Origin of the sequence: Pseudomonas sp. G34 (assembly GCF_031119625.1) — a bacterium.
In the GTDB taxonomy this organism is placed as follows: domain Bacteria; phylum Pseudomonadota; class Gammaproteobacteria; order Pseudomonadales; family Pseudomonadaceae; genus Aquipseudomonas.
This window is the reverse complement of the sequence record NZ_JAVHZV010000010.1, coordinates 370779-396474: the sequence shown is the minus strand read 5'-3', so window position 1 is coordinate 396474 and position 25696 is coordinate 370779. Positions and strand designations below refer to the sequence as shown.

Sequence of the window (25696 nt, the reverse complement as noted above, 5' to 3'; positions counted from 1 at the left end):
AACTTCTTTTTGTGGGAGCGGGCCATGCCCGCAAGATCGTAGGCACACGCTGCTGCGAAAGCCGTAGGGTGGGCTTCAGCCCACCAAATAGACGCTGCACTCGAGGCCCTTGGGAAATAATCGCCAACACCTCTGCTACCCTGCCCACCACCCAACCCCTTAACGAAAAAGCCCATGCGTCTACCCAGCCGATACAGCCTGTTGCCCTTCCTGCTCTGGTGGCCGAGCGTCACCCGGCGCACCCTGGGCACGGATTTGCTGGTCGGCCTGAGCGGCGCCATCCTCGCCTTGCCGCAATCGATCGCCTACGCGCTGATCGCCGGGCTGCCGGCCGAGTACGGGCTGTATGCGGCCATCGTGCCGGTGATCATCGCCTGCCTGTGGGGCTCGTCGTGGCACCTGATCGGCGGGCCGACGGCGGCGATCTCCATCGTGCTGTTCACCAGCGTCAGCCCCATGGCCAGGCCCGGGAGCGAGGAGTTCGTCGCCCTGGTGTTGGTGCTGACCTTTCTCGCCGGGCTGTTCCAGTGGCTGCTCGGGCTGCTGCGCTTCGGCAACCTGGTCAACTTCGTGTCGCCCTCGGTGATCCTCGGGTTCACCCTGGGCGCCGCGCTGGTGATCGCCCTTGGTCAGCTACCGAATTTGCTGGGCCTCGACGTCGACAGCCAGCGCACTGCCGTGGCCACCCTGCTCGATCTCGGCCAGCACCTGCACCAGGCCGACTGGCACGCGCTATTGGTAGCGGCCTTCACCCTGGCGGTCAGCCTGCTCTGCCGGCGCCTGTGGCCACGCTTGCCGGCCCTGCTGATCGGGGTGATTGCAGGCAGCCTGCTGGTCGCCGCCCTGCCCGGTTTCTTCGCCGGCATTCGCCTGGTCGACGCCTTCGAAGGCACCTTGCCGCCATTCACCCTGCTGCATTTCGAGGTCAACAGCCTGCTCGAACTGCTGCCCGCTGCCATCGCCTGCGGCATGCTCGGGCTGGTCACCAGCCTGTCCATCGCCCGCTCGCTGGCCGCCCGCTCCCAGCAACTGCTGGATGCCAACCAGGAAGTGCGCGCCCAGGGCCTGTCCAACCTGATCGGCCCGTGGTTCTCCGGCTCGTTGTCGGCCGGCTCCTTCACCCGCTCGGCGCTGAACCTGCAGAGCGGCGCCACCTCGCCGATGGCCGGGGTGTTCTCGGCGCTACTGGTGGCCGCTTTTGCACTGTTCTGTGCGCCGCTGATCGCCCATATCGCCCTGCCCAGCATGGGCGCGGCGATCCTGCTGATCTGCTGGGGGCTGGTGGATGTCGCCGGCGTTCGCGCGTTGCTGCGGGTCAGCCGTGCGGAGTTCGTGGTGATGCTGCTGACCCTGCTCGCCACCCTGGTGCTGGAGTTGCAAACGGCGATCTACGCCGGCGTGCTGGCCTCGCTGTTCTTCTACCTCAAGCGCACCTCGCAACCGCGCTTCAAATACACCCGCGACGGCGACGACGAGCTGCTGCGCCTGGAAGGCTCGATCTTCTTTGGCGCCTGCCATTACGTGCAGCAGATCCTGCAGCTCAGCCATGGCGAGCGGGTGGTGGTCGACGCCCGGCACATCAACTTCATCGATTACGCCGGCGTGGAAATGCTCCACCTGGAGGCGCGCCGTCTGCAGGCGCAGAACCGCCAGTTGGTGCTGCGCCACGCCCGCCCCCATGTGGTCGAGGAAATCCACAAGCTCGAAGGCGCCAACTGTCCGGTGCAGTTCGAGGATTGAAACTGCAACGGCCCGTGGCCTGGCCTTGAGCGCAGCGATACCCAGGAATCCCCCGGGTGTCGCTACGCTCGACCCGGGCTACGGACGATCCGCAGGCTAGCGCCAGCCATACCGACGAAAGTAACGCCCCACCAGCAGCAATGCCGCCAGCCCCAGCCCGCCGGCACACACGAACAACCCGTCATAACCCAGCGCCTTGGCCAGCACACCGCTGGCCGCACCGACGAAGCCGCCAAGCAGAATCTGCGTGGAGGCCTGCAGGGTGAAGTCCGCACCTTCGTGGCCGGGGCGGCACTGGCGCATCATCGCGGCGAACAGGGCGACTGTGGACAAGCCATCGGCCGCCTGCTCGCACAGCGTCAGCCCATACACCAGCGATGCATCGCCGCCACGGCTGACCAGCAGCGCCAGCGCGGCCAGGCTCAGCGCCTGCAAGCCGCCGAAGATCAGCAGCGCGCGCAGCACGCCGAGGCGCGCATACAGCAAACCGCCCAACAACGCGCCGCCGATACCGACCAGGCTGCTGATCAAGGTCAGTTGGCCCAGTTCGGCATTGCTCCAGCCCTGATCCACCAGCATCGGCTTGATCATCGGCGAGCCCAGGGCGTCGCCGAGCTTGAAGGTCAGCACCACGGCCAGCCACAAACCCATGCCCGGCAACGCCAGCAGGCCGCGGTAATGGCGCCACAACAGGCCGACGCCCAGCGGCTCGGCCGGCGCGCTGGCAGGCGGCAATTGCCGGGTTTCGGCGAAGCGCCATACCGGCAGCAGCATCAGGGCGACCAGCAGGGTCAGCGCCAGCAACGACAGGTTCCAGCCCACGCGATCGATCACCAGCAACAGGCCACTGCCGCTGACGATCATGCCCACCTTGTAGCCGCCCACCTGCAGGCTGTTGCCCAATCCGCGCCAGCGCTCGGGCAACAGGCGCACGGTCAGGCCGTCGGTGGCGATGTCCTGGGTTGCCGCCGCCAGGTTGACCAGCACCAGGAGGCCAAGCAGCAGCGGCAAGTGTGCGCCGAACAGCGCATCCGGCGAGAGCAGTGCCAGGGCCAGCAGGATCGCCACCACCGTGCCCTGCAGCGGTAGAATCCAGCCCCGATGATGACCCAGGCGCCGCGACGACAGGCGATCCACCCACGGCGCCCAGAGCACCTTGAGCAGCCAGGGCAGTGCCAGCAGCTTGAGCAGCCCGATCACGGCCAGGTCCACACCGTGCTGACGCAGCAACACCGGCAACGCATGGGCGATCAGCCCCGACGGCAAACCCTGGGCACAATACAGCGAGGCCAGGAGCACCAGGGTGGCACCGGCCGGGCGGCGCAAATCGGCAGGAGTGGGCGTCATGGTGGCGTCCGCAGGAGTTCAGCGGCGCAGCATAGCGCAGGCTTGAAAGCGCCAGCAGCCCTGTCATGCTGCGGTAACAACTCGATACCCGAAACCGCCGAAACCGACGAACGTCGGCAGGGCGTTTCGGTCTATTCGCCTATCACCTGCCCCTGCCCCAGCGCCCCCCGTGAGCGAAGCGCGGCGCGCGTTACGTTTGCAACCTCCGCGGAGAACCATGGCCAGCACACTTATCCACACCCTGCGTCGTCGCTGGTTCAGCATCGGCCTGCTGCTGTGCCTGGCCGTCGGCCTGCCGGTCGGCTGCACCAAGCTGGAAGAAAAGGAGCGCGAGCTGGTGTTTCGTATCGAGCCGGGCACCGCCAGCTGGTTCCACGGCCTGCCCGCCGGCGTGAAAGACATGACCCTCAGCGCGCCCGAGTTCGGCGACAGCCAGAACATCCACGCCTGGTGGTGGCCGGCCCGCAAGGCGGACGCGCCGACCCTGCTGTACCTGCACGGCTCGCGCTGGAACCTCACCGGCCAGCTGTTTCGCATCGAGCAGCTGCACGCCATGGGTTTTTCGGTGCTGGCCATCGACTACCGCGGCTTCGGCGAGAGCCGCGGCGAACTGCCTTCCGAGCGCACCCTTTACGAGGACGCCGAGATCGCCTGGCAACGCCTAACCGAACTGCAGCCGGACCCGGCCAAGCGCTTTATCTACGGGCACTCCCTGGGCGGCGCGGTGGCGGTAAACCTGGCCGACTCCCTGGGCCGCGATCGCCATACGCCGCCGCTGGCCGGGCTGATCATCGAATCGACCTTCACCAACCTGGCCGATGCCGCCACCGCGGTGGCCGCCGAGTACACCTCGCTGCCGGTGCGCTGGCTGCTGTCGCAGAAATTCGACTCCCTGAGCAAGATCGGCGACATCAAGGTGCCGGTGCTGATCGCCCACGGCACCGGCGACCGCTACGTGCCGGCGCGCTTCAGCGAGAGCCTCTACCAGGCGGCCAACCAGCCCAAGCGCCTGCTGCTGATCGACGGCGGTAACCACAACAACAGCATGCGCACCGGCAGCCGCGAGTACCGCGAGGCGATTCGCACGCTGTTCTCCGAGCAGAAGATCGGCCAGGGCTGATCGCGCGCAGCCCGGCAGAGGACGAACCATGCAGGTCATCGATCACCAACCCCACGCCTGGTTTCTGCTGGAAGACGGCAGCGGTTTGCTGCTGGACGTGGAGTGCCATCACGGCGCCATCAGTTGCAGCGTGCTGATCCGCCTGAACGAGGAGGAGCTTGCCGAGTACCGCCGCGATGGCCACGCCTACCTGGATCGCCTGGCCGAGGCCATTCATTACAGCGCGCCGATCCTGGCGATCAGCACCTCGCCCTACAAAGCGCGCAAGCTGCGCGGCTACGAGGATCAGGTGCTGCAGGCGATCCGCCAGTGGCAAGCGCAGGCTCAGTCCGGTGGTAAGGCAACCGGGCAGGATTGAAGATCCGTCAGCTGCGCGGCTGAAAGGCGGCGCTTGGGAATCAGCCGCTGATCCTCGGGCTGCAACTGAATGACCACCGCCCGCGCTCCGGCTGCGGATGGTGCGTCGCTCATGGCTCAGCCTTCTCCCTGTCTGCTGCGGCGGCTGTAATGCAGGTCTTGGCGCCCGGCATGAATCGCTCTTAATGGCCTACTCAGCGGGTTAGTTCGCGGGCAGCCTGCAGTTCGCCAAAAACCGGCCGAGTAGCCGAGACGAATGGGCTAGCCACTTGTCAGATAACAGCTAACCTGTTTTTCGTATCAAGATCATTCCGGCCCGGCACCCGCTCCCCAGGCCGCTTGCGTTAGAACGACTCTCACAACAATAAAAGGAAGTTCGACCATGACCCACCCTCACCACCTGTTGTCCGGCCTGGCCCTCTCCTTGGCCATCGCCAGTACCGGCGCCAACGCTGCCGGGCTGACCAGCGAACACAAGCCCTTCGGCAAGACCCGCGACGGCACGCCTGTCGAGCAGTATCAGTTGCGCAACAGCCATGGCATGCAGGCCACCATCATCACCTACGGCGGTGTGCTACAGGCGCTGGAAGTGCCGGACAAGAACGGCAAGGTCGAAGACGTGGTGCTGGGTTTCGATGACGTACAGGGTTACGAGGCCGGCACGGCGTTCTTCGGCGCCACCATCGGCCGCTTCGGCAATCGCCTGGCGGGCGGCGCCTTCGAACTCGACGGCAAGCGCTACCAGGTGCCGCTCAACGACGGCCCGAACGCCCTGCACGGCGGCGCTGAAGGGTTCGACAAGAAGGTCTGGGAAGCCAAACCGGTGAAGGATAAAGATTCGGTCGGCGTGACCCTCACCTACCTGTCCAAGGACGGCGAGATGGGCTTTCCCGGCAACCTGAAAACCGAAGTCACCTACCGCCTCACCGACAACAACGAACTGCACATCGACTACAAGGCCACCACCGACAAACCCACCGTGGTCAACCTCACCAACCACAGCTACTTCAACCTCGCCGGGGCCGGCAACGGCGACATGCTCAAGCAGGTCGCCACCCTGCACGCCAGCCACTACACGCCGGTCAACAAGACGCTGATCCCCACCGGCGAACTGGCCCCGGTCAAAGGCACGCCGATGGACTTCAGCAAACCGACGCCCATCGGCCAGCACATCAAGGACGACCACGAGCAGCTCAAATTCGCCGAAGCCAAACAGGGCGGCTTCGACTTCAACTGGGCGCTGGATACCAAAGGCGACATCAAGCAACTCGCCGCCGAAGTCCACGACCCCGCCTCCGGCCGCCTCCTGCAGCTCTACACCACCGAGCCGGGCGTGCAGTTCTACACCAGCAACTTCCTGGACGGCACGGTGAAGGGCAAAGCCGGCAAGACCTACGCCCACTGGAGCGCCTTCACCCTGGAAACCCAACACTTCCCGGATGCGCCGAACCAGCCGACGTTCGCCTCCACACGACTTGATCCGGGGCAGACGTATACGCAGAACACGGTGTTCAAGTTTTCGGTGAAGTGAGGACGGGCGTTTATAACGAAAAAGGGGCAGATCTAGATCTGCCCCTTTATTTTCGGCTCGATCCCATGTTCAACCCGATATAGCGGCAGCAGGCGAGCAAGTAGCGTCTAACTCGAACCCACTGGACTTTATTCAGCATTTTCCATGAGCCAAAATAAATCTGTCCCTCTTACCTAGAGCTATAAACGTGGTCTGTCCCTGAGGAATCCCCACAAATCTACTCCAGCACCTGAGCTTTTTGGTGTACCTCGTCACGCAGCAATAGCTCCATCTTGGCGAGTGCCGAACAAGATAGATCGCTGGCCGAGCGCCTGAGGTATTCAAGGCCGATACGCCAGAGTGACAGCACGGTTCTATACTTAATGCTGTTGCTCTGAAAGCGGTACGAACTGCCTGTCGTTTTAGCCTGAAGGCCAACCAGGTACAGCGCATAACAAGCCAGTGCGGCGATCAGCAGCAGGCTCTCGATACGGCGTGGGCAGCGCGTCCGGTGCAGATCGAAAGCAAAGCCGAAGCGTAGGCTTTTCACATCGCGAAAACCTTCCTCGATCTGCATCCGCTTGCGGTAGACACCCACTATCTGGTGTGCCGTCCAGTTGGCTGGTGGCAGGTTGCTGGCGAGCAACCAGGGCTCTTGTTCACGGCGAGCGTTCTGCCGGCTGAGCTTGCTGCGCGCAATGCTGCCCGTCACGCGTCGATGCTTTCTGCCCTTGGGCGGTTGGTGAATGCCGTACAACGCAACCTTGTGCGGCGCCCTGCGCGTCATCTCGATTTGTCCAAGCGAGCGCGCTGTCGAGGTTGTCCGCTGGTAGAGCTGCTTGATCGGCTGCCATTGATTTTGCTCGTCGCGATACAGATCACGATTGCGTACACGTCCCACGTAATACCAACCCTTGGCTTCAACAGCCTGGAACCAGGGGCGACGAAACCCGGCATCTGTCACTAGGATCGGCACGCATTGATCGGGGAGCATAAGCTCAAGCGCATCGAGTAGTTGTTTCTGACGTTGGGGGCAGCCTTCACGATCATGCACGCTCTCATAAACGGGCAACGCCCTTCCGGCCAGCGGTATCGAAGCGCGCAGCAAGTAAAGATCAGAAGCCGCATTGATCGGTGACCAATCCACCAGGATCAAGGGATGATGCAGGGAGCCAAGCAGCGCAGTCAGCATTTTCCAGTAGAACAGCGGACGCTCCGACTGAAGCTGGGCGTTACCCAACAAGCGATCCACGCGCTTGATCGAATGCTTGGTGTAAGCCTCCCCAGGCATGGCCCTGCCCAGATCGGTCAGGGTCAGGCGATGCCCATGCAACAAGGCGCTGACGCAACTCATCAGCGCGGTCAGTCGCTTGGCGTGAACAGTGGGGAGTGCTTGGGAAAATGCCTTGTGTAAGAATCGTACTGCCTGCATGAGTCTCGGGGGTTGGTTGGTTTGGCGACTACCAAACTGCCCGATTCATGCAGGCATCCTCAAGCTATCCGATTGATCTGAATAGATATTTTGTGGGGATTCCTCAGGGTCTGTCCCTTATTGGCCCTCCAAGTTGAGTTGTTACAAACTCTACGTAATAGATGATCAGCAAAAAAATCCCGCACAATGGCGGGGCTCGACGATTAACTTTTACACTTCGCCTTCGGCGCCGGCTTGGGCTCGACCACTAAAGGCAACGCCTCTCCAGTGTTCCCGATTGGTAGCATCTTCCGCACAGCCAGGGCACAGAACAGCTTCGCTCCCTCTGGGGTCTGCCCTGGCCCCATGCCCACGAAGACCTCGTAGCTATTTCCCGCCTCAAGGTCGAAGACCTTCGCATCCATAGGGCAAGTCGGCTGGGTGCTGCCGTAGCTGCCCATCACCGCGCCTAGGGTTGAGATCATGAAGGGTGCGTTAGTCGGCACGAGATACTCGGTAGCGACTTCAACGTACATCCCTTCCGCCATACGGATGCCGGGCTTCAGATCGATCATCTTCGGCGCCATACGCTTCGGCATTCCCTCTACCGTCTTCGGCTGCAGCGGAAACTGGGGATACGTCTCGTGCATGCGTCCGCTTTCATACTGCCGGCCAGACACCGCCATCTTGTGGCGGATCTTCGGAATGCAGTTTTCGGTGAGGCTGTCGCCGTAGACGCTCGAATTCGTGATCACCCGAACCTTGGCGGTATCGGCAGACGGGCTCGGTTCTACGTACGGGACGGAGGAGATGCTGTTGCAGCCTGCGAGCGCACCGGCCAATAGGATAAAACTGATTTTTTTCATGAACGTCCTTGAGCTGTAAAGCGCTCCATCGGTAAGAAAAGGCCAAGCTCGGAGGCGAGGCCCTGATATCAACTGCTGCAAGTTTCAGAACAATAGGGGACAGACCACGATTTAGAGGAGGGTTAATCGTGGTCTGTCCCCTATTATTTTCCCTATTATTCTCTATTATTACTTTGTACTTTGGGGCCAATATTTTCTCTGCTGTCCGAAGTAAATGCCGGCCTCTTTTTCAAGGCTAGCAGTGGCTTTTGCAGCAATCAATCCGCCCTAAACGGATCAAACAAAACATTTTTTCTTAAAGACTTCGCCTTAAGCATCAGATCCACCATTAATTTAACCACTTCAGAAACTAAAGGGTTTATACTAGCAACAGCAAACAACTCATTTACAAGCGAGTCAATCTGCGCCCCAGAGAACATATCGTAGTCATCAAAGCTTAAGCTGGAAAGGATTGGAAATTGCTCGGCATCAAGCCGAAAGAAAAAATTTGCCACATCCAAAGGAATCTCAATTTTATCAAGGCAACCATCTCGCCCGATGGATGCTAGGCTCTTATCCCATACCATTAAGCAATACATGATTAGAGAGTCTTTCCAGGAAATGTGTTCACCAAATTACCTTTTGAATCAGTAATCACTGTCATGAAATTTGTAGGCTGCCCCCCAGCTTTGGCATCAATTCCAATAGGCCGTCCCATATCAACTGTTCGAATAAAATTACCAGACATTGGTGATTGGTACGCAGGCGTCTTGACGACCTGTGGACTCTGCAGAACAACCTTCAATTCATCCTTGGAAATTGTAAAAGCAGATTTATTCTCGCCCCAAGCGCCACCATGCTTTTTCCAAGCGTACTCAAGTCCACTACCCTTGACGTTTGCAGCGCCCGTCCGCACATTGACTCGCGAGGCAACAACTCCTTTCGCAGCACTGAGAGCGTTATTAGCTTCTGTTGCTACCGCAGCGTTCCCTTTTGCACCTGAGGCAGCACTCGGCTGCCCCCAACTATGATCCGGTGCTCGCCCGGGATCAATGGTTTCCGGATTGTTCTTCGGCCGCCCTGAGTTGGCATTGATTCTGTCCGCGCTCGACCAGATACCGCTTACAGCCCTTCCTACGGCCGAACCTACACCATCCAATGCCAGATCGACCAGCCCCTCGGCACCCTGAACATAAACATTACGCTCGTTAATCAGTTTTCCGTCGCGATCAACGGCCCCGTTGGCATGTAGCTTCTGGAGGTATTCGTCAGAGGCTTTGCGAAAAAGGGGACAGATTTATTTACTCCGCCACTGCCACGGCCAAAAATAAATCTGTCCCCTTTTCTCTCCAAAGAAGAGCAATTTCAGATTTAAGCTTTTCCAAACTCACCACATAGCCACACGATTCTAAAAACTGAAGAACTCTCCATTCGTCGAACAGATGTCCTTTATCTACTGCCTGGTGAACATCAACTACTAAAAAGGGTTCAGAGGTTTCTCTTAAAAACTTTAGACCTGCGCCATGCTTTTTAAAGACCCAAACATCGTTACCTACAACAATAGACCCGGCCTTAGGAAAGTCTAGCAGCCACCTATGATCACTTGCTTCTGGATAACAAGCCTTAAACGCACCCAGGAGCGAAGACTGTAGCTGGATGTAATCCCTAATGACGTGCTCTAAATTCATTATTAATACCTAGACCTCGACTCAGCGACTTCTCTCATTAGCTGCTCGGCTTCAGCAGGCGTAACTTTATGTACTTTAACAGCAATACATTAAAATCGATGGAATCAGAGTCATTGATTCGAGCATGCGGCTAAATCAATGACCCTGACCCCATCGATTGGGGTGCAAAAACACCGGCGCAAGGCCGGTGTCGAGGGTGTCAGATCAGGTCTGAGGCTTTTACATTTTATACATGCAGGCCTGTCATCCCTGAATTACACATATAGCTGTAATAAGCTGGTTCGGCTGTTCCTCCAGAGGAACCCCCCACCCCGTAACTTCAAGGGCCCCATAATCACGACCGGTATAAAACCACTCTTCGGCCTCATCAAACTCTAAGCTAGTAAATGGCAAAATATCAGATACAAGACTTCCCAAACCTATGCACTCAGACAAAAGCCCCTTGTAAACAAGTCTATGCGCAGGCTCGCCTGGAAAACTAAAGTCATAAACTTTAACTGCGTACACCCTCCCACTACGAATAAGAACAGATAATGCAGGAACTCCTTTTTTTAACTCACTGACAATCTCATCATCAAAAATTGAAAAAGAATAACCGCCATTACCGCGATCATCCAGACCATACCTACTCAAACAAAGTTCTGGCGCCCCTTCAAACCTATACAGCGAAGAATTCTTATCAGTCAAATATTTCGAAAGCACAGCCTCCAGATCGACAGCACTAGCATGTAACGGTATTCCTGCAAGTGATACACCAGGAATAATTGAAGCATCCCAAACTATAGAAAAACTACCTAGCGGCATCATTCGGAAATCCACGCATTGGTTGCAGGGTTGAACTTCACTTTCTGACCTTGCGGATTCAAGTATGTCGTATTCGCATCATAAATGGGCTTAGAAGGCCCCTGAAATGTCGGCCTGTAGGTCGCAGGATCAATAACCTTAGCCTTACTACCATCAACGTATGTAATTTTATAGTACTCCCCCACATGCACTGATTTAACCGAGGCATCAACAGTAGATGGACTATATTGAATCTCTTTAATGCCAGTTGTACCACCTTCAACTTTGTAAACCTGCGCGTTACCAGATGTTCCAGCTTTCGGTGGCACGTATGTGAGATTGGCACCATCCATCTTGAACGACTGCTGAATATCATCAATGGATTTCCCCCAAACATTCGCCGGAGTTTCCACCATATTTCGAGGGATTCCGGCTTGCGCTGCAAGGTCTTCCCGCAGTCCTACCCGTGCAGTTGCAGACGTGGCCGGTACTTCAGCTGCACCAGTTGCTTTTGCACCCTTAATCCTACGCTCAGCCTCAACCTGCCCAGCAAGATTTCCACCAGCCTTAGGTCGCAGTCCGTTTGCGGTCTCATAGTAGAAAACCCCATCCGACGACACCACTTCGGTATTGCCGGTCTTGGTATTGAGCACCCGCCGATAACCATCCGGCAACCCGCCAGCTTCGTTGAAGGCAGCGCCGACTGAACCTCCTTCGCGGTAGTGTTCGGGTAGGCCGGCCAGCGACGTGCCGCCGTGTCCTTGTTTGGGGTCCAAATTGGGAGCGTCAGCCTCCAGCTTGCCCTTCGCAATCGGACCGGCCTCCCAGACATCCGCGCCTGACCTTGGTAGTTTTCTCAGCGCACCACTGCCACCACCTGCAAAGTTGAGTGCAAAGTTGGTTTCCCACTGCGCTTCGACTTTGGCAGCGGCCTCGGGATTACCCTGCAGGCGATACAGAGCAGCCTGGATCTGTGCATCATCACGAGCTTGGGTGTAATTCGCATAGGCCTCGTTAGGCTGGAATGCAGTCTGACGTAGGCCGTTGGCGATCTGTTCGCTAGTCGAAAGCGGCTCGGTTACCAAGCCTTTGCCTAGCTCATACGTACCAACAACAGTGTCGCCTACTGCATTACCTATACCTTTGCCGACGCCAACCAACTGAGCCCCAACGCCAACACCGTCGCCGTAATTGAGGTTGTTCCTGTAGAAGTCCTGATACTCCCAATCGGATGGTGACCGACCGATCAGGTGCTCTGCATTGATCTTGCTATCGAAGAAATCGGTGTGGTTGGACTCGTAACGCTCCAGCAAACCAAGTGTCTCTGCAGCGGTATAAGTCCGCTCGCCCATTTGCGGAACATCGCTCACTGCCTCGTAGCGATTGGCCAGTGGCGCCAGTGCCTTACCCAAATTCGCTAAGGTCGACTCTTCTATCAGCACCTCTTTGCCGGAGATGGTCGATCGCCAGTCTTTGTCGGTGTAGTAAGCAAAGGCCTCAGCCATACGACGACTGGCCTCGTCCTCGCTGATCCCCTCCTCTCTGGCCATTTGTTTAGCCTGACGCTTGATCAGGCGAACCTCTTCAGGGTGCATCTGGCGGTTGTAGGCTGTCGCGTTCTTGGCGAGCTCTGCAGCCTTCGCGAGGTCACCGCCTGTCGCGGTTGCTGCGGCCACACCGACCAGTTGGGAAACCGCCAGCTCGAGATTCTTGTCCTGTTTTATCTGGCCTGACAGTTGTTCGACCAACAGCTCGTTGGCGCCAGCGGCCAAGCCGCCGGTTGCAAAATCACCGCCGGTCGCTTCGCTTAGTAAGCCTCCAATCACAGCGTGCAGTGCAGCTTTCTGTGCACTGCCTTCAGCCCAGTTGACGTCGGCCCACTCACCCAGATTGTCGCTCCAACGACCTTCTGCAAAATCGCCAGCAAAGGTGAAGCCGGTAGCCTGCATCAGGTGATAGACCTGATCGGTCAACGAAACCTGCAGATTATCCGAGAAACTGCCGCCTTGGATCGCCGTCCGGGCAGCCGCCTGTACGGTGCCTTGCACGCCCAGGTAAGTGCCGAACTTGCCAATATCCGATGCCTTACTTAGGTCGAAACCCTTGGTCACCTTGTTGACGTTGTCGCCAGTGACGCCGAAAGCACTATCGAGCACGCCGGTCGTAAACCCGGCAGCGAACGCGGATACCGCGTAGCCCTTCATTGCATCCGAGGATGTAACATCCTTGAACACCGCACCCAGGTTGCCACGATTATTGATCGCGCTGGTTGTCGCGTTGGTCGCAGCGCCAACAGCCACGGCCTGGCCAACGACACCTCCGTATGCTCCTGCAAGCGGTCCTACAATCATTGACATGGCAATAGCAATGATCAGCTGTGAAGCTGGCCCTAATCCAGAATGCTGATATTTGAAGCTTTCATGGATTTCCTTTACCAAACGCCAGTCAACATCTCCCCGCTGCTCAGCCTCCTTCAGCCAAGCCATGTCCGGGTCAGCTTTGACCATGGCATCAATGGTCTGACTAACGGTCTGCTGGTTGACTTCCTTGATGTCGATCTTCAGTCCTTCGACTGCTGAGATTGCAACATCACCTTTGGCGACAAGCGCACTCTGCAACACGGTCTCGTCGGTAGTTCCTTTACCCTTCATCGAGGTCCAGAAGGCATTGTCCTTGCTCTTCTCGTGGCTCTCCTGATCCAGATCCTTCACCGCCTCGAAGGTGATGCCACCGCCGCTTTGCAGTGTCAGGTCGGCGCCGCTGTCCAGGCTCGCGCGTTGGTACAGCTGGTCACCTGCGCTGGCCAGGGTCAGGTTGCTGCCGGTGGTGATCTCGGTGCCGATATGGCGGATGGTGGTGACTTCGTCACGCTGTGTTTCCTTGCTACCCCAACCGCCCTTTTTCTTCTTGTCGTACAGCGAATAGTCGGTGTTCTGGTTGGCGATCAGCGCCAGTTGCTCGCCTGCGTAAAGGTAAGCCTCGTTGCCGGCCTTGAGCTGGCTGGAGGCGAGGACGAGATTGCCGTCAGCCTGTGCCTTCAGGTTGCCGCCCGCTTCGATGACCGAAGCTACCTGTTTGACGTGATCCTCCTGGGAGATGACCGTCTTGCCGCCGCTCTTGCGGTAGTAATCGGAGTGGTTCTCGTCGGCTGACGAGATGATGCTCATGTCACCGCCAGCCGCCAGGTCGATATCACCACCAGCCTTGACGGTGCTGCCGACGACCAGCAGATCGCGGCCGGCAACCGCTTGCAGATCACGGCCAACCTGCACATCGCTGCCGTACTGAGTGATGCTGTTCTGGTAGGAGTGGCCTTTGCGGTCCCAGCTGTTCTGGCGGTTTTCGGCTTCGGCCGAGCCGAGGATCAGATCGTTGCCCGCTTCGAGCGCCGCATCGCCGCCCGCGCTGATGGCACCTCCAATGTTGCGAATGTCCTTGCCAGCCCTGATCAGCAGATCATTATCCGCCTCGATGCGCGCGGCGCTGTCGACGAAGCTCTGCTGACGGTCTGTGTTGCTCGTTGCACTTTGGTGCTCGATGACAGAGCGCTCGTTTTCGATATCACCTGTCAGCGCAACCAGGCTGACGTCCTGGCCTTTAAGAATGCCGCCACGGGCATTACGGATACTGTCCTTGGCCAATAGCTGCAGACGCCCATTCGTCTGCATCAGCCCGGTGTTGCCAATATTCTCACCGCTAGCCTGCAAGTTCTCTGTCGCGCGCAAAGTGCCTGCGTTATTGAGCGCTCCGCCACTGATCAGCGAGAGTTCCCGCCCCTGTATCAGCGCCCCATTCGGCGCCAGCCGGCCTTCGGCCTGGGCCAGGTAGACCACGGGTGCCAGGACTTTCTGGCCATTCACCTCGCGCTCTTCCATCCACACGATGTCGTGGGTCAGGGCGGCGACCTGCTCGGCCGACAGGCCAACGCCCACGGACAGCTGCAGCGCATCCTTGCTGGCGATGGCGTTATCCATGAGGTAGCGGAACTGCGCTTCGTCACTGGTCAGGCCGGCCAGGAAACGCTGCCCGGTGCGGGCCACGATGGCATCGCGGATCAGGCGTTGTTCATAGAGGCCATCGCCGAGCAGTTTCTGCGCGTGATCGGGGTTGTAGTCGAGCTGGTCGAGTAGATAGCTGGAATTGAGGAAGTTGCCCAGGTCGGCGAACGCCGAGTTGGTCTCGATCAGGTAAGGATGAGCGGGGTTGGTGCTCAGGCTGAACAGGCCGTTTTGTCCACTCGGCAGGTTGAAGGTAGGCAATGCAAGCGGGTCGACAGCCTGCTGGGCCAAATCAGCCGGCAGCTGAGGATTGAGGGTTACATAGGTGGCAATACCATTGCCGACCCCGGTGTCTCCTACTCGGTTGCCGCCGGAGGTGTAGGCGAAGCCGGGGCGGATCACATCGCTGTTAAGCTCTTTGTTCGCTCGAATATCTACATTGCCGGCGGCCTGAAGAATGCCGGAATAATCGACCCGGTTGCTGTAGACCGGCTCACCATTGACCTTGATCTTGTATGCATGGCGAGCCAGAAAGCTATTGACCTCAGCCGTGATGTCGCCGGGGTTGTAGCTGGGGCTTTCAATCCAGTTACGGGCGGTGAAGGCGTTTGCTTCGGCTCGACGCGCACGCACGTACTTCATGCGAATCCGGTGGGCATGCACCTCTCGGCTGGTCAGTACGTCTGCGCCTTGGGCGCCGAGATTGGACAGGCTATCGGTATCGATCAGCAAATTACCGGCGGTAGCGATCAGGCTGTAGCGATTATCCAGCGTATCGCTGTAAAGGCTCATGTCCTTGCCGGCCAGCAGTTGGGCCTGCGGGTTGTTATTGGAACCGCGAGTGCGGTCTATTTCTTCCAACGTGAAGTGGGATGATTCTTTGGTACCGCCGCAATCACCGCAACGCAGGTAGATCAGGCGCGCAGACACCTTCTCTTTGACGATATCGAAATCTTCGCGCAGGTTTTCCAGCAGGCCAGCGGCAATGGTCAGCGTGCCCGCGCTTTCGACGGTACCGGATGCGTTACTGAAACGCTTTGCCTTGTCGCCCACCTCGTTTTGGGCAAAGAACAGATTGCCCAGGCTGTAGATATCACCCTGGCGGTTGCTCAGCTCGTCGCCGAGCAAGGTCATGTCCGTGCCGCTGAAAATCAAACCACCGTCGTTGTGCATTTTCGGGGCCTGCACCAGTAGCTCGCCCGCTGCGCCAAGCGCGCCACGGTTGTTGAGCTCACCCACAGCCAGCTTGAGCCAGGTGCCGGCCGTCAGCTGGCCCGTGTTGGCAAGCTCGCCCAATACGCTGACGGTGACTGAACCCGCGCCGCGAACACGGGCGTTGTCGCCCAGCTCAACACGCTTGGCATCGAGTAGCAGATTGCCTTGGCTGAGCAGGCTGCCGTTGCCACGGTAATCACCGCTCAGGCGCAGGTCGAGGCTACCATTGGTTTCGATACGGCCATCGTTGATCCAGCTTTCGCCCGTGGTGCTGAGGCTGTTGACTGCCAGCAGGCCGCCGCCGGCGGTCTGGGTCAGGCGGTCGATGTCCAGGGTGATGGAGGCGGCCTGCAGCAGGCTGTTGTTGACCCATTCCTCGGCACTCAGGCTCACCGCGCTGTTGGTGATGAATTCACCACCGGCCTGGCCGAGCAGATCCATGTCGAGATTCAGCCCGGCGCTGCCGAGGTGACGTACCACACCGCCACGGTTGCTCAGGGCCGGGGTGTCGAAGGTCAATGCCGCGCTGGCCACCTCCAGCACGCCGCCGTCGTTATTCAACGCGGTGCCGATGGCGAAGCGGCTCTCACCGCCGCTGCCCAGGGCACGCAGGCGGCCACCGGCATTGCTCAGGCTGTCGGCTTCTACATCGAGATGACCGCCGGCCTCCACCAGGCCGCCGTCGTTGTTCAGTGCGTTGCTGACCTTCGCGGTGATGGTGCCACCGGCGGCCAGGGTGCCGGCTTGGTTATCCACAGCCTCGGCCTTGATGGCCAAAGCCTGGCCCGCCAGGGCGCTGCCTTGGCGATTGTTCAGCGTATCGGTGTCGAGGGTCAGGTTGCCCTGGGCAACGATCTGCCCGCCCTGGTTGGCGAGCGCCTTGGCCTTGAGCGTGGCGTTACCCGCCGCAGCGACCTTGCCGCCGGCATTGTCGAGTTTCTGCAGGTCGGTGTTCAGGGAACCATGGCTGGTGAGCTGGCCAGCGTTGCGCACGTTGTTGCCGCTCAGTTGCAGGTGACCGGCGCTGTTGGTGCTGCCGTCGGCGCGCACGCCGGCCTCGATGGCGCCGGCGTTGTTCAGGCGCTCGGCCTGCACCCTGACCTGTTCACCGGCGGCGAGGCTCTCGCGCACGTCCACCTGCCTGGCCTCGAGCCGGGCAGTGCCGCCCGCATAGGTATCGCCCTTGAGATCGACGCTGTCGGCCACCAGGGTGGTGTTGCCACTGGCCGCGCTGCGGTTCATGGTCAGCTGGCCGCCGGCATCGATCTGGATATCCCCGGCAGTGGCCGCCATGTCGCCGGCCAGCTTCACGCCCACGCCCGCTTCGGTGCCCACCAGGCGGATCGCCCCGGCATACATGCCGCCCAGGGCCGAGCTGTCGATGGCCACCTGGGGCTTTTCGCTGCCGTCGTCGGCCTTGGCGGTGGCTTGCAGGGTGGCAACGTCCACTTCGTTGCGGCCGGCAATGACGTTCAGGCGCTTGGCGTGGATATCGGCGTTGATCTTGGCGCTGCGGGTGATCAGGTCGAACTGGTCGACGTTGCTGGCATTGAGGCCGGCGCCTTCGATGGCGATGTCGCCGCCGTCGACGTCGAAGCCCTTGAGGCGGCCATCCTGAATCTGCGGCGCACCGGTGCTCAGGGTCGCGCGCGGGGTGTTGATGAAACCGCAGCCATCGCAGGTGATGCCATGGGGGTTGGCGACGATGACATGGGCGCCCTGCCCGGCCACTTCGGTATAGCCCTTGAGCTGGCTGCGGTTGCTACCGGTCACCTCGTTGAGGATGACGCCCGCGGCACCGCCCTTGAGATTCGGGTTGCCATTGATGTAGCCGCCCAACTGGCTCGGTACGAAAGCCTGGGCGCCATTGTTGAGGATCAGCCCCTGCTGGCCGACGTTGTAGTCGGTGAACTTGTTGTGCGACAGACCACTGCCATTGGGCGTGGCGATATTCACCACCGGCACGCCATTGCCGGCCTGGCCGATGCTGGTGTTGCCACCGGCAGCGGCGTCGACCGCCAGCTCGGCAGCGACGGCGCGCACCGGGTCGAACAGCATGACGCCGATGAGGATACGGGCGATGGCACGGTTCAGGGGGCTGCGAACGTCCATGTGGATAACTCCGTTACGCGTTGAAATCAAAAGAACACATCGAGGCGGAAGTACACCGGCCGCTCACCCTCGGTGAAGGCGGCGGGGCGTTCCAGGGAATGGGCGAAGGTCACGCTGGCAGCCAGGTGTTCGCCACGGGCGCTGAGCTCCAGGGCATGACCGCTCAGGCGGCCGCTGGCGCCGCTGTTGTGGCTGTCATGGCTGATCACGCCAAGGTCATAGGCCAGGGCGGCGCCGTACTGCTGCACGAAGGGTTGCAGCGGCGCCCAGGTCACCGGCCGCGTCCAGCGCAGCTGGTTGCGCCAGTAGCCGCCGCTATTGCCGGACAGCGACTGGTCCTTGTAGGCGCGCACCGAGTTGAGGCCACCAACGCTGATGCGCGCCGGGCTGAACAGTTGGTCTTCGCTCTTCTGGCCGGTGGCCAGACTCTCGAAACTGAAGCGCTCGCCGCCCAGGCTGAAGGGCTGCAGGTAGCTGAGGGTCAGGGTGTATTTGTTGTAACGGGCGACCGGATTCGGGCCACGGGGATGGCCGTTGCCCTGGGCGTCGAAGGCACCGATGCCGCGCTGCCAACCGATGTCGGCGTTGACGAAGGCGCTGCCCACGCGACGGCCATGATTGAAGCCCAGCTGCCATTCGCTGAGGCGATTGCTGGAGATACCTATGTGGTTGTCTTCGATGAAGTTATTGGTGCGAACGTGACTCAGGCCGGTGCTGAAGGCGGTCTTGCTGACGCTGTCGCGGTGCAGCACGCGCTCGGCCAACAGGTTATGGCTCTGGTAGTCGCCATCGGTCTCGACCGGGAAGCCATTGAGCTCGGCCTCGGTACGGTAGTAGGACTGACCGTAGTTGTAGCTGAAGGTCCACCAGCCATAGGGCAGGCTGTAATAGAGGCTCTGGCTGTGCGAATGACGGTAGCTGTCGCTGACCGCATCGCGGCTGGCGCGCAGGCTCAGCTGGTCGGCCAGGCCCAGCGGGCTGTCCCAGTCCAGGCCGACGCCCCACTGCTGCTCGCCGGTGCTGAGCTGGCCATCGTTGTGACGCGACAGGCTGGCGCGCCACGGTTTGCTGCGCTCGCCCTGCAATTGCACGCGGCTGCCACCCACCTGCTCGCCCGGCACCAGCTCCAGCTTGGCGAAGCGCGATGGCAGGCGATTGAGGTTCTCGACCAGTTGCTCCAGTTCGCGCAGGTCGAGCACCTCGCCGGTCTTGCCGGGAAAGCTCATCGCCAGTTCGCGGTCGCTGGCCAGGGTGGAACTGTCGAGGCCTTCGAGGCGGCCTTCGACCACGATGATCTTCAGGGTGCGGGCGGACAGATCCTGCTGCGGCAGGTAGGCACGGGTGGTGACGTAGCCGCGGTCGATGTAGTGATCGGTGATGGCCTTGAGCAGCGCGTTGAGCTGGCTGACGCCCAGGCAATCGTCAGCAAATGGCGCCAGGATCGCGGCGCGGTCGGCCTCGGACAGCAGGCTGGCACCGCTGATCTCGATGTCATCGATGGCGAAGCAGCGTTCGTCATCCGCTGCAGGCGCGGCAGGCTGTTGTGCCTCGCGGCCCGGGAGCCGTTGCAGCTCCTGCAAACGCTGCTGCTGCTCCTGCAGGATACGCTCCTGGCGATCACGCTGCAGCTCACGCTCACCGGGTGTCTGGGCGTTCACCCACACAGGAAAAACAGCCAGACACAACCCTACAACTGCAGCTCCATTGCGCACCGCCATGCATCCCTACCTGTCGTAAAAACCGTTCGTTCGTCGCTACGACGGACTGACGCCGGCTGGGTTCCCGAATGTTCCGAAAACCCGCTAAACGGTCGATTTTTATGGCAAAGAACTGGCGATTGAATTGCAATTTACTGGCACGCAGGCGTTGTTGCACAGAGGCCCAACGCCCCGGTCAAAGCCGAGGCGTCAGCAATACAGACACCGAATCAATAACGAATCATCACCGACTTCAGCTCGGTGTAATCCTCGATGAACGCCGAGCCGAATTCGCGGCCCAGGCCGGAGGCCTTAGTGCCGCCGAAGGGCACGGCAGGGTCGAGGAAGGTGTGCATGTTGACCCACACGGTGCCGAATTCCAGTTTGGGGATCAGGCTCAGGGCCTTGGACAGGTTGTTGGTCCAGATGCTGGCGCCGAGGCCGTAGGGGCTGTCGTTCATCAGCTCGACCAGGTGCTCTTCGTCGTCGAACGGCAGGATGCAGACGATCGGGCCGAAGGTTTCTTCGTGCAGGAAGGGGTCGTCCGCGCCGCTGGCGAGGATCACCGTCGGCTCGACGAAGTAGCCTTTGTCGCCATGGGCCTTGGCACCGCAGATAACCGTGTTGGAGCCCTGGGCGCGGGCGAAGAAGGCCAGCATCTTGTCGTAATGCGGCTTGTTGGCGAGCGGGCCGAAGTGCACGCTCTCGTCCATCGGCGAGCCGATCTTCAGGGTCTGCAGTGCCTGGCCGAGGGCCCTGGCGAAATCGTCGGCGATCGAGCGGTGCACGTACAGGCGCTCGGGCGAGGCGCAGATCTGCCCCTGGTGGGAAAACGCGGCCATGACGATGCCCTGCACGGCGCTGTGGATGTCCACGTCGGCGAGCATCGCCGCCGGGTTCTTGCCGCCCAGTTCCAGGGTGGCGCGGGTCAGCTTGGCTTCCATGGCGGCCTTGCCGACGGCGATGCCGGTCGGCACCGAGCCGGTGAACGACACCTTGCTGATGCGCGGGTGGCCGATCAGTTGCTGGCCAACCGAGCCCAGGCCGTTGACGACGTTGATCACGCCCGCCGGAATGCCGGCTTCGATGGCCAGCTCGGCGACGCGCAGCAGGGTCAGCGGGGTGAATTCGCTGGGTTTGACGACCACGGTGCAGCCGGTGGTCAGCGCCGAGGCGATCTTCCAGATGCCGATCATGATCGGGAAATTCCACGGCACGATGCCGGCCACCACGCCAATCGCCTCGCGGCGGGTGAAGGCCATGTACTGCTCGCCGGCCATCGAGGGCAGCGACGGGGTCATGGTTTCGCCGTTGATCTTGGTCGCCCAGCCGGCGAAGTAACGCAGGAACACCGCGCTCTGCGCCACTTCCAGGCCGCGCGCCAGGTTGATCGCCTTGCCCGAGCAGAGGCTCTCGAGCTGCGCCAGCTCTTCGCTGTGCCGTTCGATCAGGTCGGCCAGGCGGTTGAGCAACACGCCACGCTGGTAGGGCGAGGTTTGCGCCCAGCTGCCTTCGAACGCCGCACGGGCGGATACCACCGCCTCCTCGACCTGGGCTGGGCTGGCGCCGGTGAAGGCGGCAAGCGCCTCACCGGTTGCCGGGTTGATGACCTCGATGGCGGCGCCGCTTTCGTCATGCACCGCGCGGCCGGCGATGAATGAGCCGTGCCGGCGTTGCAGAAATTGCTGAACAGCCGGCGTGATCGAAACGTTGGTCATGGCAGTACCTCGGATATAGGCATTGAGAAGGCGCGTGCCAGCGGCAGCGCTCGGCAGGTGGTTATGCGCCCATCCTAGCCAGGCCCCCACGCAAAGCTTGTCGATGCCGGCCATCCCCGTGTCCGAGCGTGCCGTCTTGCCCGTCGGTGCTCAGCACAACGGTGAGAAGCTGGCCGGCAGGTACACCGTGGAGTTCATCTTCTGCAATTGCGGGCCGGAGTTTTCCGGCGGCCACACGCCATCGGCCACGGCCCGGGTACGTACATCGAGGCGCTGTTCGAGGCTCGCGTAGGGCCAGATATGCAGGTAGCGCGGCAGTTGCCCGGAGGTGGCGTAGAACGCCGCGTAAACCGCCGAATACTGCGGCCCGGTGCGTGGCCCGACGGCCTTCGCCCAGCCCGCCAGGGTCGGTGCCAGGCCGGAGGGAATCAGGTTGTATTCGCGCAGCTCGTAGAACGGCCCGTGGGCGCCGGGCGCCAGCGGTTCGAGAAACGGGAACAGGCTGTAATCGGCCACTTGCATCTCCAGCAGCAGGTCGGCGATACCGAAGGCATCCGCCGCCTGCAGGTAGCGGCCGCGCTCCTGTACGCGGGTTTCGGCGTCCGGGAAGCCGCGCAGCACGGCGATCTGGTTCTGCGGGCCGATCTCCGACACCCAGCAACCGGCCAGCACCACGCCCGGCTGGTGAATCTGCAGGCTCGCCTGCAGGCGGCCCATGGCCTCGGCCGGGGTGCGCACGCGTACGGTGAAGGTGATCAATTCATATAGGGTCATGTTGGCTCCCGGTGAGTCGTGCGAAAAAGGTCGGGCGATAAAAAAGCCCGCGCAAGCACGGGCAAGAGGGTTTCGAGAAAAGCGGCTTCAAGGTGTGCCGGTGCGGTACGGTGCCTGGCGGATGGTCAGCAGCGTGACGGTGGTGACGATGCCGAACAGCGCCAGCATCACCGACACCGGCCAGGCCGACTGGAAGTGGGCGAACAGCGCCGTGGCGATCAGTGGCGCGAAGCCACCGGCGAAGATCGAGGCGATCTCGTGCCCCATGGCCAGCCCGGTGTAGCGCACGTGGGTGGGAAACAGCTCGCCCATCAACGCCGGCTGGGTGCCGATCATCGCCGCGTGGCTGAGCGGCAGGCCAAGGATCAGCGCCAGGTAGACCAGCAGCGTGTCGTGGGTGTCGAACAGCCAGAAGAACGGGAAGGCGAAGACGATCAGCCCCACCGAGCCGATGGCATACACCGTGCGCCGGCCGATGATGTCGGACAGCCAGCCCCAGAACAGGATCATGAACGCCTCCAGGGTCATGGCGATCATCACCCCGATCAGCACGGTCTGGGTCGCCAGGCCGGTGAACTTGGCGTAGGCCATGGCGAAGGACAGGAAGATGTACGCCCCGCCGTTTTCCGCCAGGCGCAGGCCCATGGCCTGCAGCACCGCCTTGGGATGTTCGCGCAGCACCTGCATGGCCGGCAGGTGTTTGGCCGCCGCCTTGGCTTCGACATCCTGCTGGAAGTCGCGGCTTTCCGGCAGGCTGCGGCGGATGTACAGGCCCACGCCGAAAATCAGGATGCTGGCCACGAACGGGATGCGCCAGCCCCAGCTCATGAAGTCGTCGTCTGGCAGCAGCTGCACCAGGTAGAACGCCCCGGCCGACAGCAGAAAGCCGCCGGTCACGCCCAGCTGGCTCCACGAGGCATAGAAGCCGGTGCGGCTGGACGGCGCGTTTTCGCTGAGCATCAGCACGCCGCCGCCCCACTCGCCGCCCGAGGCGATGCCCTGCACGATACGCAGGATCACCAGGCTGATCGGCGCCAGATAGCCGGCCTGTTCGAAGGTCGGCAGCAGGCCCATCAGAAAGGTCGCGAAGCCCATCAGCGACAGGGTGATCACCAGCGCCAGCTTGCGCCCGTGGCGGTCGCCGATATGGCCGAAGACGATACCGCCCAGTGGCCGGGCGACGAAGCCCACGGCAAAGCCGGCGAAGGCGCCAAGGGTGCCGACCACCGGGTCGGTGCCGGCCGGGAAGAACAACGGGCCGAACACCAGCGCGGCGGCGGTGCCGTAGAGAAAGAAGTCATACCATTCCAGGGCGTTGCCGATCACCGATGCGGCAACGATGCGCCTGAGGCCGCCCTTTTGCGTCGTACTGGACATACACACTCCCATCGCCCCGCCGCAGCAGGGCTCAATCAATACCTGTGCGGCATCCAGGCGGGCGCCGCGCCGCGGGGCCTCAGAACAGGTTCCAGGTGTAGGTCACGTACAGGCGGTTCTCGTTGAAGTCGTTACCGAAGTCGTGCTGCTGCACCAGGTAGTTCTTCCACTCCACGCCCACGCCCTTGAGCGCGCCGCTCTGCACCACGTACTTGAGGGCCAGGTCGCGCTCGTTCTCGGCGCCCTTCACACCACGGCCGAGGTCGATGTCGCTGCCCTTGATGAAGCGGCTGCTGAAGGTCAGGCCCGGCAGGCCCAGCTCGGCGAAGTTGTAGCCATAGCCGATACCCCAGGAACGCTCCTGCGGGCGCATGAACGGCTGGTTGGCCCAGTTCAGCAGGTAGAACTGCGGGATGTAGCCGTTGAGGGTCGGGAACATGCTGTCGCCGAACATGCGCTGGTAGACGATGCTCGCCTTGTGGCCGCCCTTGGTCAGGGTGAAGCCGCCGGAGAAGGCGCGGTTGTCGATCTCGCCGTTGAGCGCGTCGCCGTTTTCCTTGTTGTCGAAATAGCGCGCGTCGGTGCGCAGGCCAAAGCCGCTGCCGAGGTCGGCGGTGTGGGCGAAACCGACGTAGTGCTGGCGGTAGATGTCGTGCACCACGGCGTGGAAGTAGCTGGCCTGCAGGCTTTTGGTGATGTCCCAGGTGGCGCCGCCGAAGTCCATGCCGCGGTCGCTGTCGAGGTTGTCGGTAGAGCCGAATTTGTAGAATTTCTCGTGGTTGGACGACTCCCGGGTGACCGCCGACCAGAAGCGCCCGCCGGTCAGCGTCAGCCCGCTGATCTCCTTGGATTCCAGCACGGCGCCCTGGTAGATGGTGTCCAGCTGGCGGCTCGGGTCATGCCAGGCCACCGGCAGCTCGGGGCGCATGTCGCCGACCCGCAGCTCGGTCTTGGAGTACTTCATCTTCAGCGTGGCGCCAGCACGGCTGTAGTCGTCGGCGGTGCGCCCGCTGCTCGAATCCATCGGCAGGGTGCCGTCATCGCCGTGGGAGTCCAGGCGGATGGCGTACTGGGCGTTGACGTCGACACCGAACTGGATCGGCGTATCGGTGTAGCCGGAGGCGAACTGCAGGTCGAAGCCCTGGGACCAGCTGCCGACCTTGGGGCTTGGCGCGTCGCTGTTGGTGAAGTCGCGGTGCAGGTAGAAATTTCGCATGTCCACCTTGAGGTGGCTGTCGTCGACCAGATCCGCCTGGGCGGTTATCGGGGCGAGGACGGCGCCCATCAGGCCGACTTTTTTCAGCACGCGTGCGAGCGAGGGTGTGGTGTGCATGTGATGCTCCTTTGTGTCCGGCAAGCCGGGTCTTGTAGGTGTGAGCAGATCAACAGTGGCAGTGAATTTGCGGGTGCTCTGAACGGCACGGTTATCCGCAAAGCGGGCATGAAAAGGCCCGTACCCGGCGCCGCAGCGCCAGGTTTTTTGTAGGCTGCAAGCTTTCTAGAACGCGGCCTTGGAGGCCTCGCAGAGGCGGTGGTAGGCGCGGTTGAAGTACATCAGGCCCTCTTCCGTGTCGCCCTGTTTGATGTGCAGCACCTCGCAGTAGAAGATGCTGTGCGAGCCGACTTCATGCACCTGGGCGATGCGGCAATCGAAGTTGACCAACGCCTGCTCCAGCACCGGCGAGCCGCTTTCCAGGGTCGTCCACGAGGTCGCGGCGAAGCGCTGGGTGGAGTCCAGTTCGCGGTTGGAGAACACCCCGGAAATATCCTGCAGCGCGGCGCTGAGCACGTTCACGCAGAGCACGCCGTTGTTCTTGAAATGCACGTTGGAGGTGGACGCGCGATTCATGCACACCAGCAGGGTGGGTGGTGAATCGGTGACGCTGCACACCGCCGAGGCGGTGAAGCCGAAGCGCCCGTGGGGGCCGTCGGTGGTGATGACAGAAACGGCGCCGCCGAGACGGGCCATGGCATTACGGAATCCGGTTACGTCGACCATGTCCG

The 25696-nt window shown here is 61.1% G+C and carries 18 protein-coding genes; 4 read left to right on the top strand and 14 right to left on the bottom strand.

Features of this window, described 5'->3' with window-relative positions; all coding sequences use genetic code 11:
- The first annotated feature begins 174 nt into the window (after positions 1 to 174).
- Entirely contained in the window at positions 175 to 1740 is a 1566-nt protein-coding gene (locus tag QYS36_RS09605; RefSeq protein ID WP_308839255.1) for a SulP family inorganic anion transporter, read from the top strand.
- Positions 1741 to 1836: 96 nt separating this feature from the next.
- Here QYS36_RS09605 and QYS36_RS09600 read toward each other — a convergent pair whose 3' ends face one another.
- The gene (locus QYS36_RS09600) at positions 1837 to 3087 is read right to left on the bottom strand and encodes an MFS transporter (protein WP_308839254.1); all 1251 of its coding nucleotides are present in this window, start codon (positions 3085 to 3087) and stop codon (positions 1837 to 1839) included.
- Between the two features lie 217 nt (positions 3088 to 3304).
- Between QYS36_RS09600 and QYS36_RS09595 the strand changes: the two genes are divergently transcribed.
- The 3 genes from QYS36_RS09595 (at position 3305) to QYS36_RS09585 (ending at position 6095) form a co-directional block, all read left to right on the top strand.
- A complete protein-coding gene (locus QYS36_RS09595) occupies positions 3305 to 4207 on the top strand; it encodes an alpha/beta fold hydrolase (protein WP_308839253.1) in 903 nt (300 codons plus the stop codon).
- Between the two features lie 28 nt (positions 4208 to 4235).
- Positions 4236 to 4565, top strand: a complete 330-nt coding sequence (locus QYS36_RS09590; RefSeq protein ID WP_308839252.1) for a hypothetical protein — start codon at positions 4236 to 4238, stop codon at positions 4563 to 4565.
- Positions 4566 to 4946: 381 nt separating this feature from the next.
- Positions 4947 to 6095 (top strand): aldose epimerase family protein, encoded by a 1149-nt coding sequence (locus tag QYS36_RS09585; protein WP_308839251.1) that lies wholly within the window; start codon positions 4947 to 4949, stop codon positions 6093 to 6095.
- 217 nt (positions 6096 to 6312) lie between these two features.
- Here the strand turns inward: QYS36_RS09585 and QYS36_RS09580 are convergent, their stop codons facing one another.
- From QYS36_RS09580 to QYS36_RS09520, 13 genes are all read right to left on the bottom strand, one after another.
- A complete protein-coding gene (locus QYS36_RS09580; protein ID WP_308839250.1) occupies positions 6313 to 7506 on the bottom strand; it encodes an IS4 family transposase in 1194 nt (397 codons plus the stop codon).
- A 203-nt stretch (positions 7507 to 7709) separates the two neighbouring features.
- On the bottom strand, positions 7710 to 8351 hold the full coding sequence (locus tag QYS36_RS09575; RefSeq protein WP_308839249.1) for a hypothetical protein: 642 nt from the start codon (positions 8349 to 8351) through the stop codon (positions 7710 to 7712).
- A 257-nt stretch (positions 8352 to 8608) separates the two neighbouring features.
- On the bottom strand, positions 8609 to 8929 hold the full coding sequence (locus QYS36_RS09570) for a hypothetical protein (protein ID WP_308839248.1): 321 nt from the start codon (positions 8927 to 8929) through the stop codon (positions 8609 to 8611).
- A 2-nt stretch (positions 8930 to 8931) separates the two neighbouring features.
- Positions 8932 to 9489, bottom strand: coding sequence for a hypothetical protein (locus QYS36_RS09565; RefSeq protein WP_308839247.1), 558 nt, complete (start codon positions 9487 to 9489; stop codon positions 8932 to 8934).
- A 142-nt stretch (positions 9490 to 9631) separates the two neighbouring features.
- A complete protein-coding gene (locus QYS36_RS09560) occupies positions 9632 to 10018 on the bottom strand; it encodes a DUF6896 domain-containing protein (RefSeq protein ID WP_308839246.1) in 387 nt (128 codons plus the stop codon).
- A gap of 243 nt (positions 10019 to 10261) precedes the next feature.
- Positions 10262 to 10825, bottom strand: coding sequence for a hypothetical protein (locus QYS36_RS09555; protein WP_308839245.1), 564 nt, complete (start codon positions 10823 to 10825; stop codon positions 10262 to 10264).
- A complete protein-coding gene (locus tag QYS36_RS09550; RefSeq protein WP_308839244.1) occupies positions 10822 to 18126 on the bottom strand; it encodes a DUF637 domain-containing protein in 7305 nt (2434 codons plus the stop codon). Before QYS36_RS09550 ends, QYS36_RS09555 begins: the two co-directional genes overlap by 4 nt.
- Positions 18127 to 18152: 26 nt before the next feature.
- Positions 18153 to 19844, bottom strand: a complete 1692-nt coding sequence (locus QYS36_RS09545; protein WP_308839243.1) for a ShlB/FhaC/HecB family hemolysin secretion/activation protein — start codon at positions 19842 to 19844, stop codon at positions 18153 to 18155.
- Positions 19845 to 20053: 209 nt separating this feature from the next.
- Entirely contained in the window at positions 20054 to 21541 is a 1488-nt protein-coding gene (locus QYS36_RS09540) for an aldehyde dehydrogenase family protein (protein ID WP_308839242.1), read from the bottom strand.
- 150 nt (positions 21542 to 21691) lie between these two features.
- Positions 21692 to 22315 carry an NIPSNAP family protein gene (locus QYS36_RS09535; protein ID WP_308839241.1) on the bottom strand — a complete coding sequence of 208 codons (624 nt, stop codon included), beginning with the start codon at positions 22313 to 22315 and terminating at the stop codon, positions 21692 to 21694.
- 87 nt (positions 22316 to 22402) lie between these two features.
- A complete protein-coding gene (locus QYS36_RS09530) occupies positions 22403 to 23692 on the bottom strand; it encodes an MFS transporter (protein WP_177430860.1) in 1290 nt (429 codons plus the stop codon).
- A gap of 79 nt (positions 23693 to 23771) precedes the next feature.
- Complete coding sequence (locus QYS36_RS09525; protein ID WP_308839240.1) at positions 23772 to 25025, bottom strand: OprD family porin; 1254 nt, start codon at positions 25023 to 25025, stop codon at positions 23772 to 23774.
- 165 nt (positions 25026 to 25190) lie between these two features.
- Positions 25191 to 25691, bottom strand: coding sequence for a flavin reductase (locus QYS36_RS09520; RefSeq protein ID WP_192426635.1), 501 nt, complete (start codon positions 25689 to 25691; stop codon positions 25191 to 25193).
- Between the last annotated feature and the right edge of the window lie 5 nt (positions 25692 to 25696).

Excerpts from the sequence above, each read along its gene's own strand:
- QYS36_RS09605 (WP_308839255.1), top strand. The coding sequence starts at position 175 with ATGCGTCTACCCAGCCGATACAGCCTGTTGCCCTTCCTGCTCTGGTGG.
- QYS36_RS09600 (WP_308839254.1), bottom strand. The coding sequence starts at position 3,087 with ATGACGCCCACTCCTGCCGATTTGCGCCGCCCGGCCGGTGCCACCCTG.
- QYS36_RS09595 (WP_308839253.1), top strand. The coding sequence starts at position 3,305 with ATGGCCAGCACACTTATCCACACCCTGCGTCGTCGCTGGTTCAGCATC.
- QYS36_RS09590 (WP_308839252.1), top strand. The coding sequence starts at position 4,236 with ATGCAGGTCATCGATCACCAACCCCACGCCTGGTTTCTGCTGGAAGAC.
- QYS36_RS09585 (WP_308839251.1), top strand. The coding sequence starts at position 4,947 with ATGACCCACCCTCACCACCTGTTGTCCGGCCTGGCCCTCTCCTTGGCC.
- QYS36_RS09580 (WP_308839250.1), bottom strand. The coding sequence starts at position 7,506 with ATGCAGGCAGTACGATTCTTACACAAGGCATTTTCCCAAGCACTCCCC.
- QYS36_RS09575 (WP_308839249.1), bottom strand. The coding sequence starts at position 8,351 with ATGAAAAAAATCAGTTTTATCCTATTGGCCGGTGCGCTCGCAGGCTGC.
- QYS36_RS09570 (WP_308839248.1), bottom strand. The coding sequence starts at position 8,929 with ATGTATTGCTTAATGGTATGGGATAAGAGCCTAGCATCCATCGGGCGA.
- QYS36_RS09560 (WP_308839246.1), bottom strand. The coding sequence starts at position 10,018 with ATGAATTTAGAGCACGTCATTAGGGATTACATCCAGCTACAGTCTTCG.
- QYS36_RS09555 (WP_308839245.1), bottom strand. The coding sequence starts at position 10,825 with ATGATGCCGCTAGGTAGTTTTTCTATAGTTTGGGATGCTTCAATTATT.
- QYS36_RS09550 (WP_308839244.1), bottom strand. The coding sequence starts at position 18,126 with ATGGACGTTCGCAGCCCCCTGAACCGTGCCATCGCCCGTATCCTCATC.
- QYS36_RS09545 (WP_308839243.1), bottom strand. The coding sequence starts at position 19,844 with ATGGCGGTGCGCAATGGAGCTGCAGTTGTAGGGTTGTGTCTGGCTGTT.
- QYS36_RS09540 (WP_308839242.1), bottom strand. The coding sequence starts at position 21,541 with ATGACCAACGTTTCGATCACGCCGGCTGTTCAGCAATTTCTGCAACGC.
- QYS36_RS09535 (WP_308839241.1), bottom strand. The coding sequence starts at position 22,315 with ATGACCCTATATGAATTGATCACCTTCACCGTACGCGTGCGCACCCCG.
- QYS36_RS09530 (WP_177430860.1), bottom strand. The coding sequence starts at position 23,692 with ATGTCCAGTACGACGCAAAAGGGCGGCCTCAGGCGCATCGTTGCCGCA.
- QYS36_RS09525 (WP_308839240.1), bottom strand. The coding sequence starts at position 25,025 with ATGCACACCACACCCTCGCTCGCACGCGTGCTGAAAAAAGTCGGCCTG.
- QYS36_RS09520 (WP_192426635.1), bottom strand. The coding sequence starts at position 25,691 with ATGGTCGACGTAACCGGATTCCGTAATGCCATGGCCCGTCTCGGCGGC.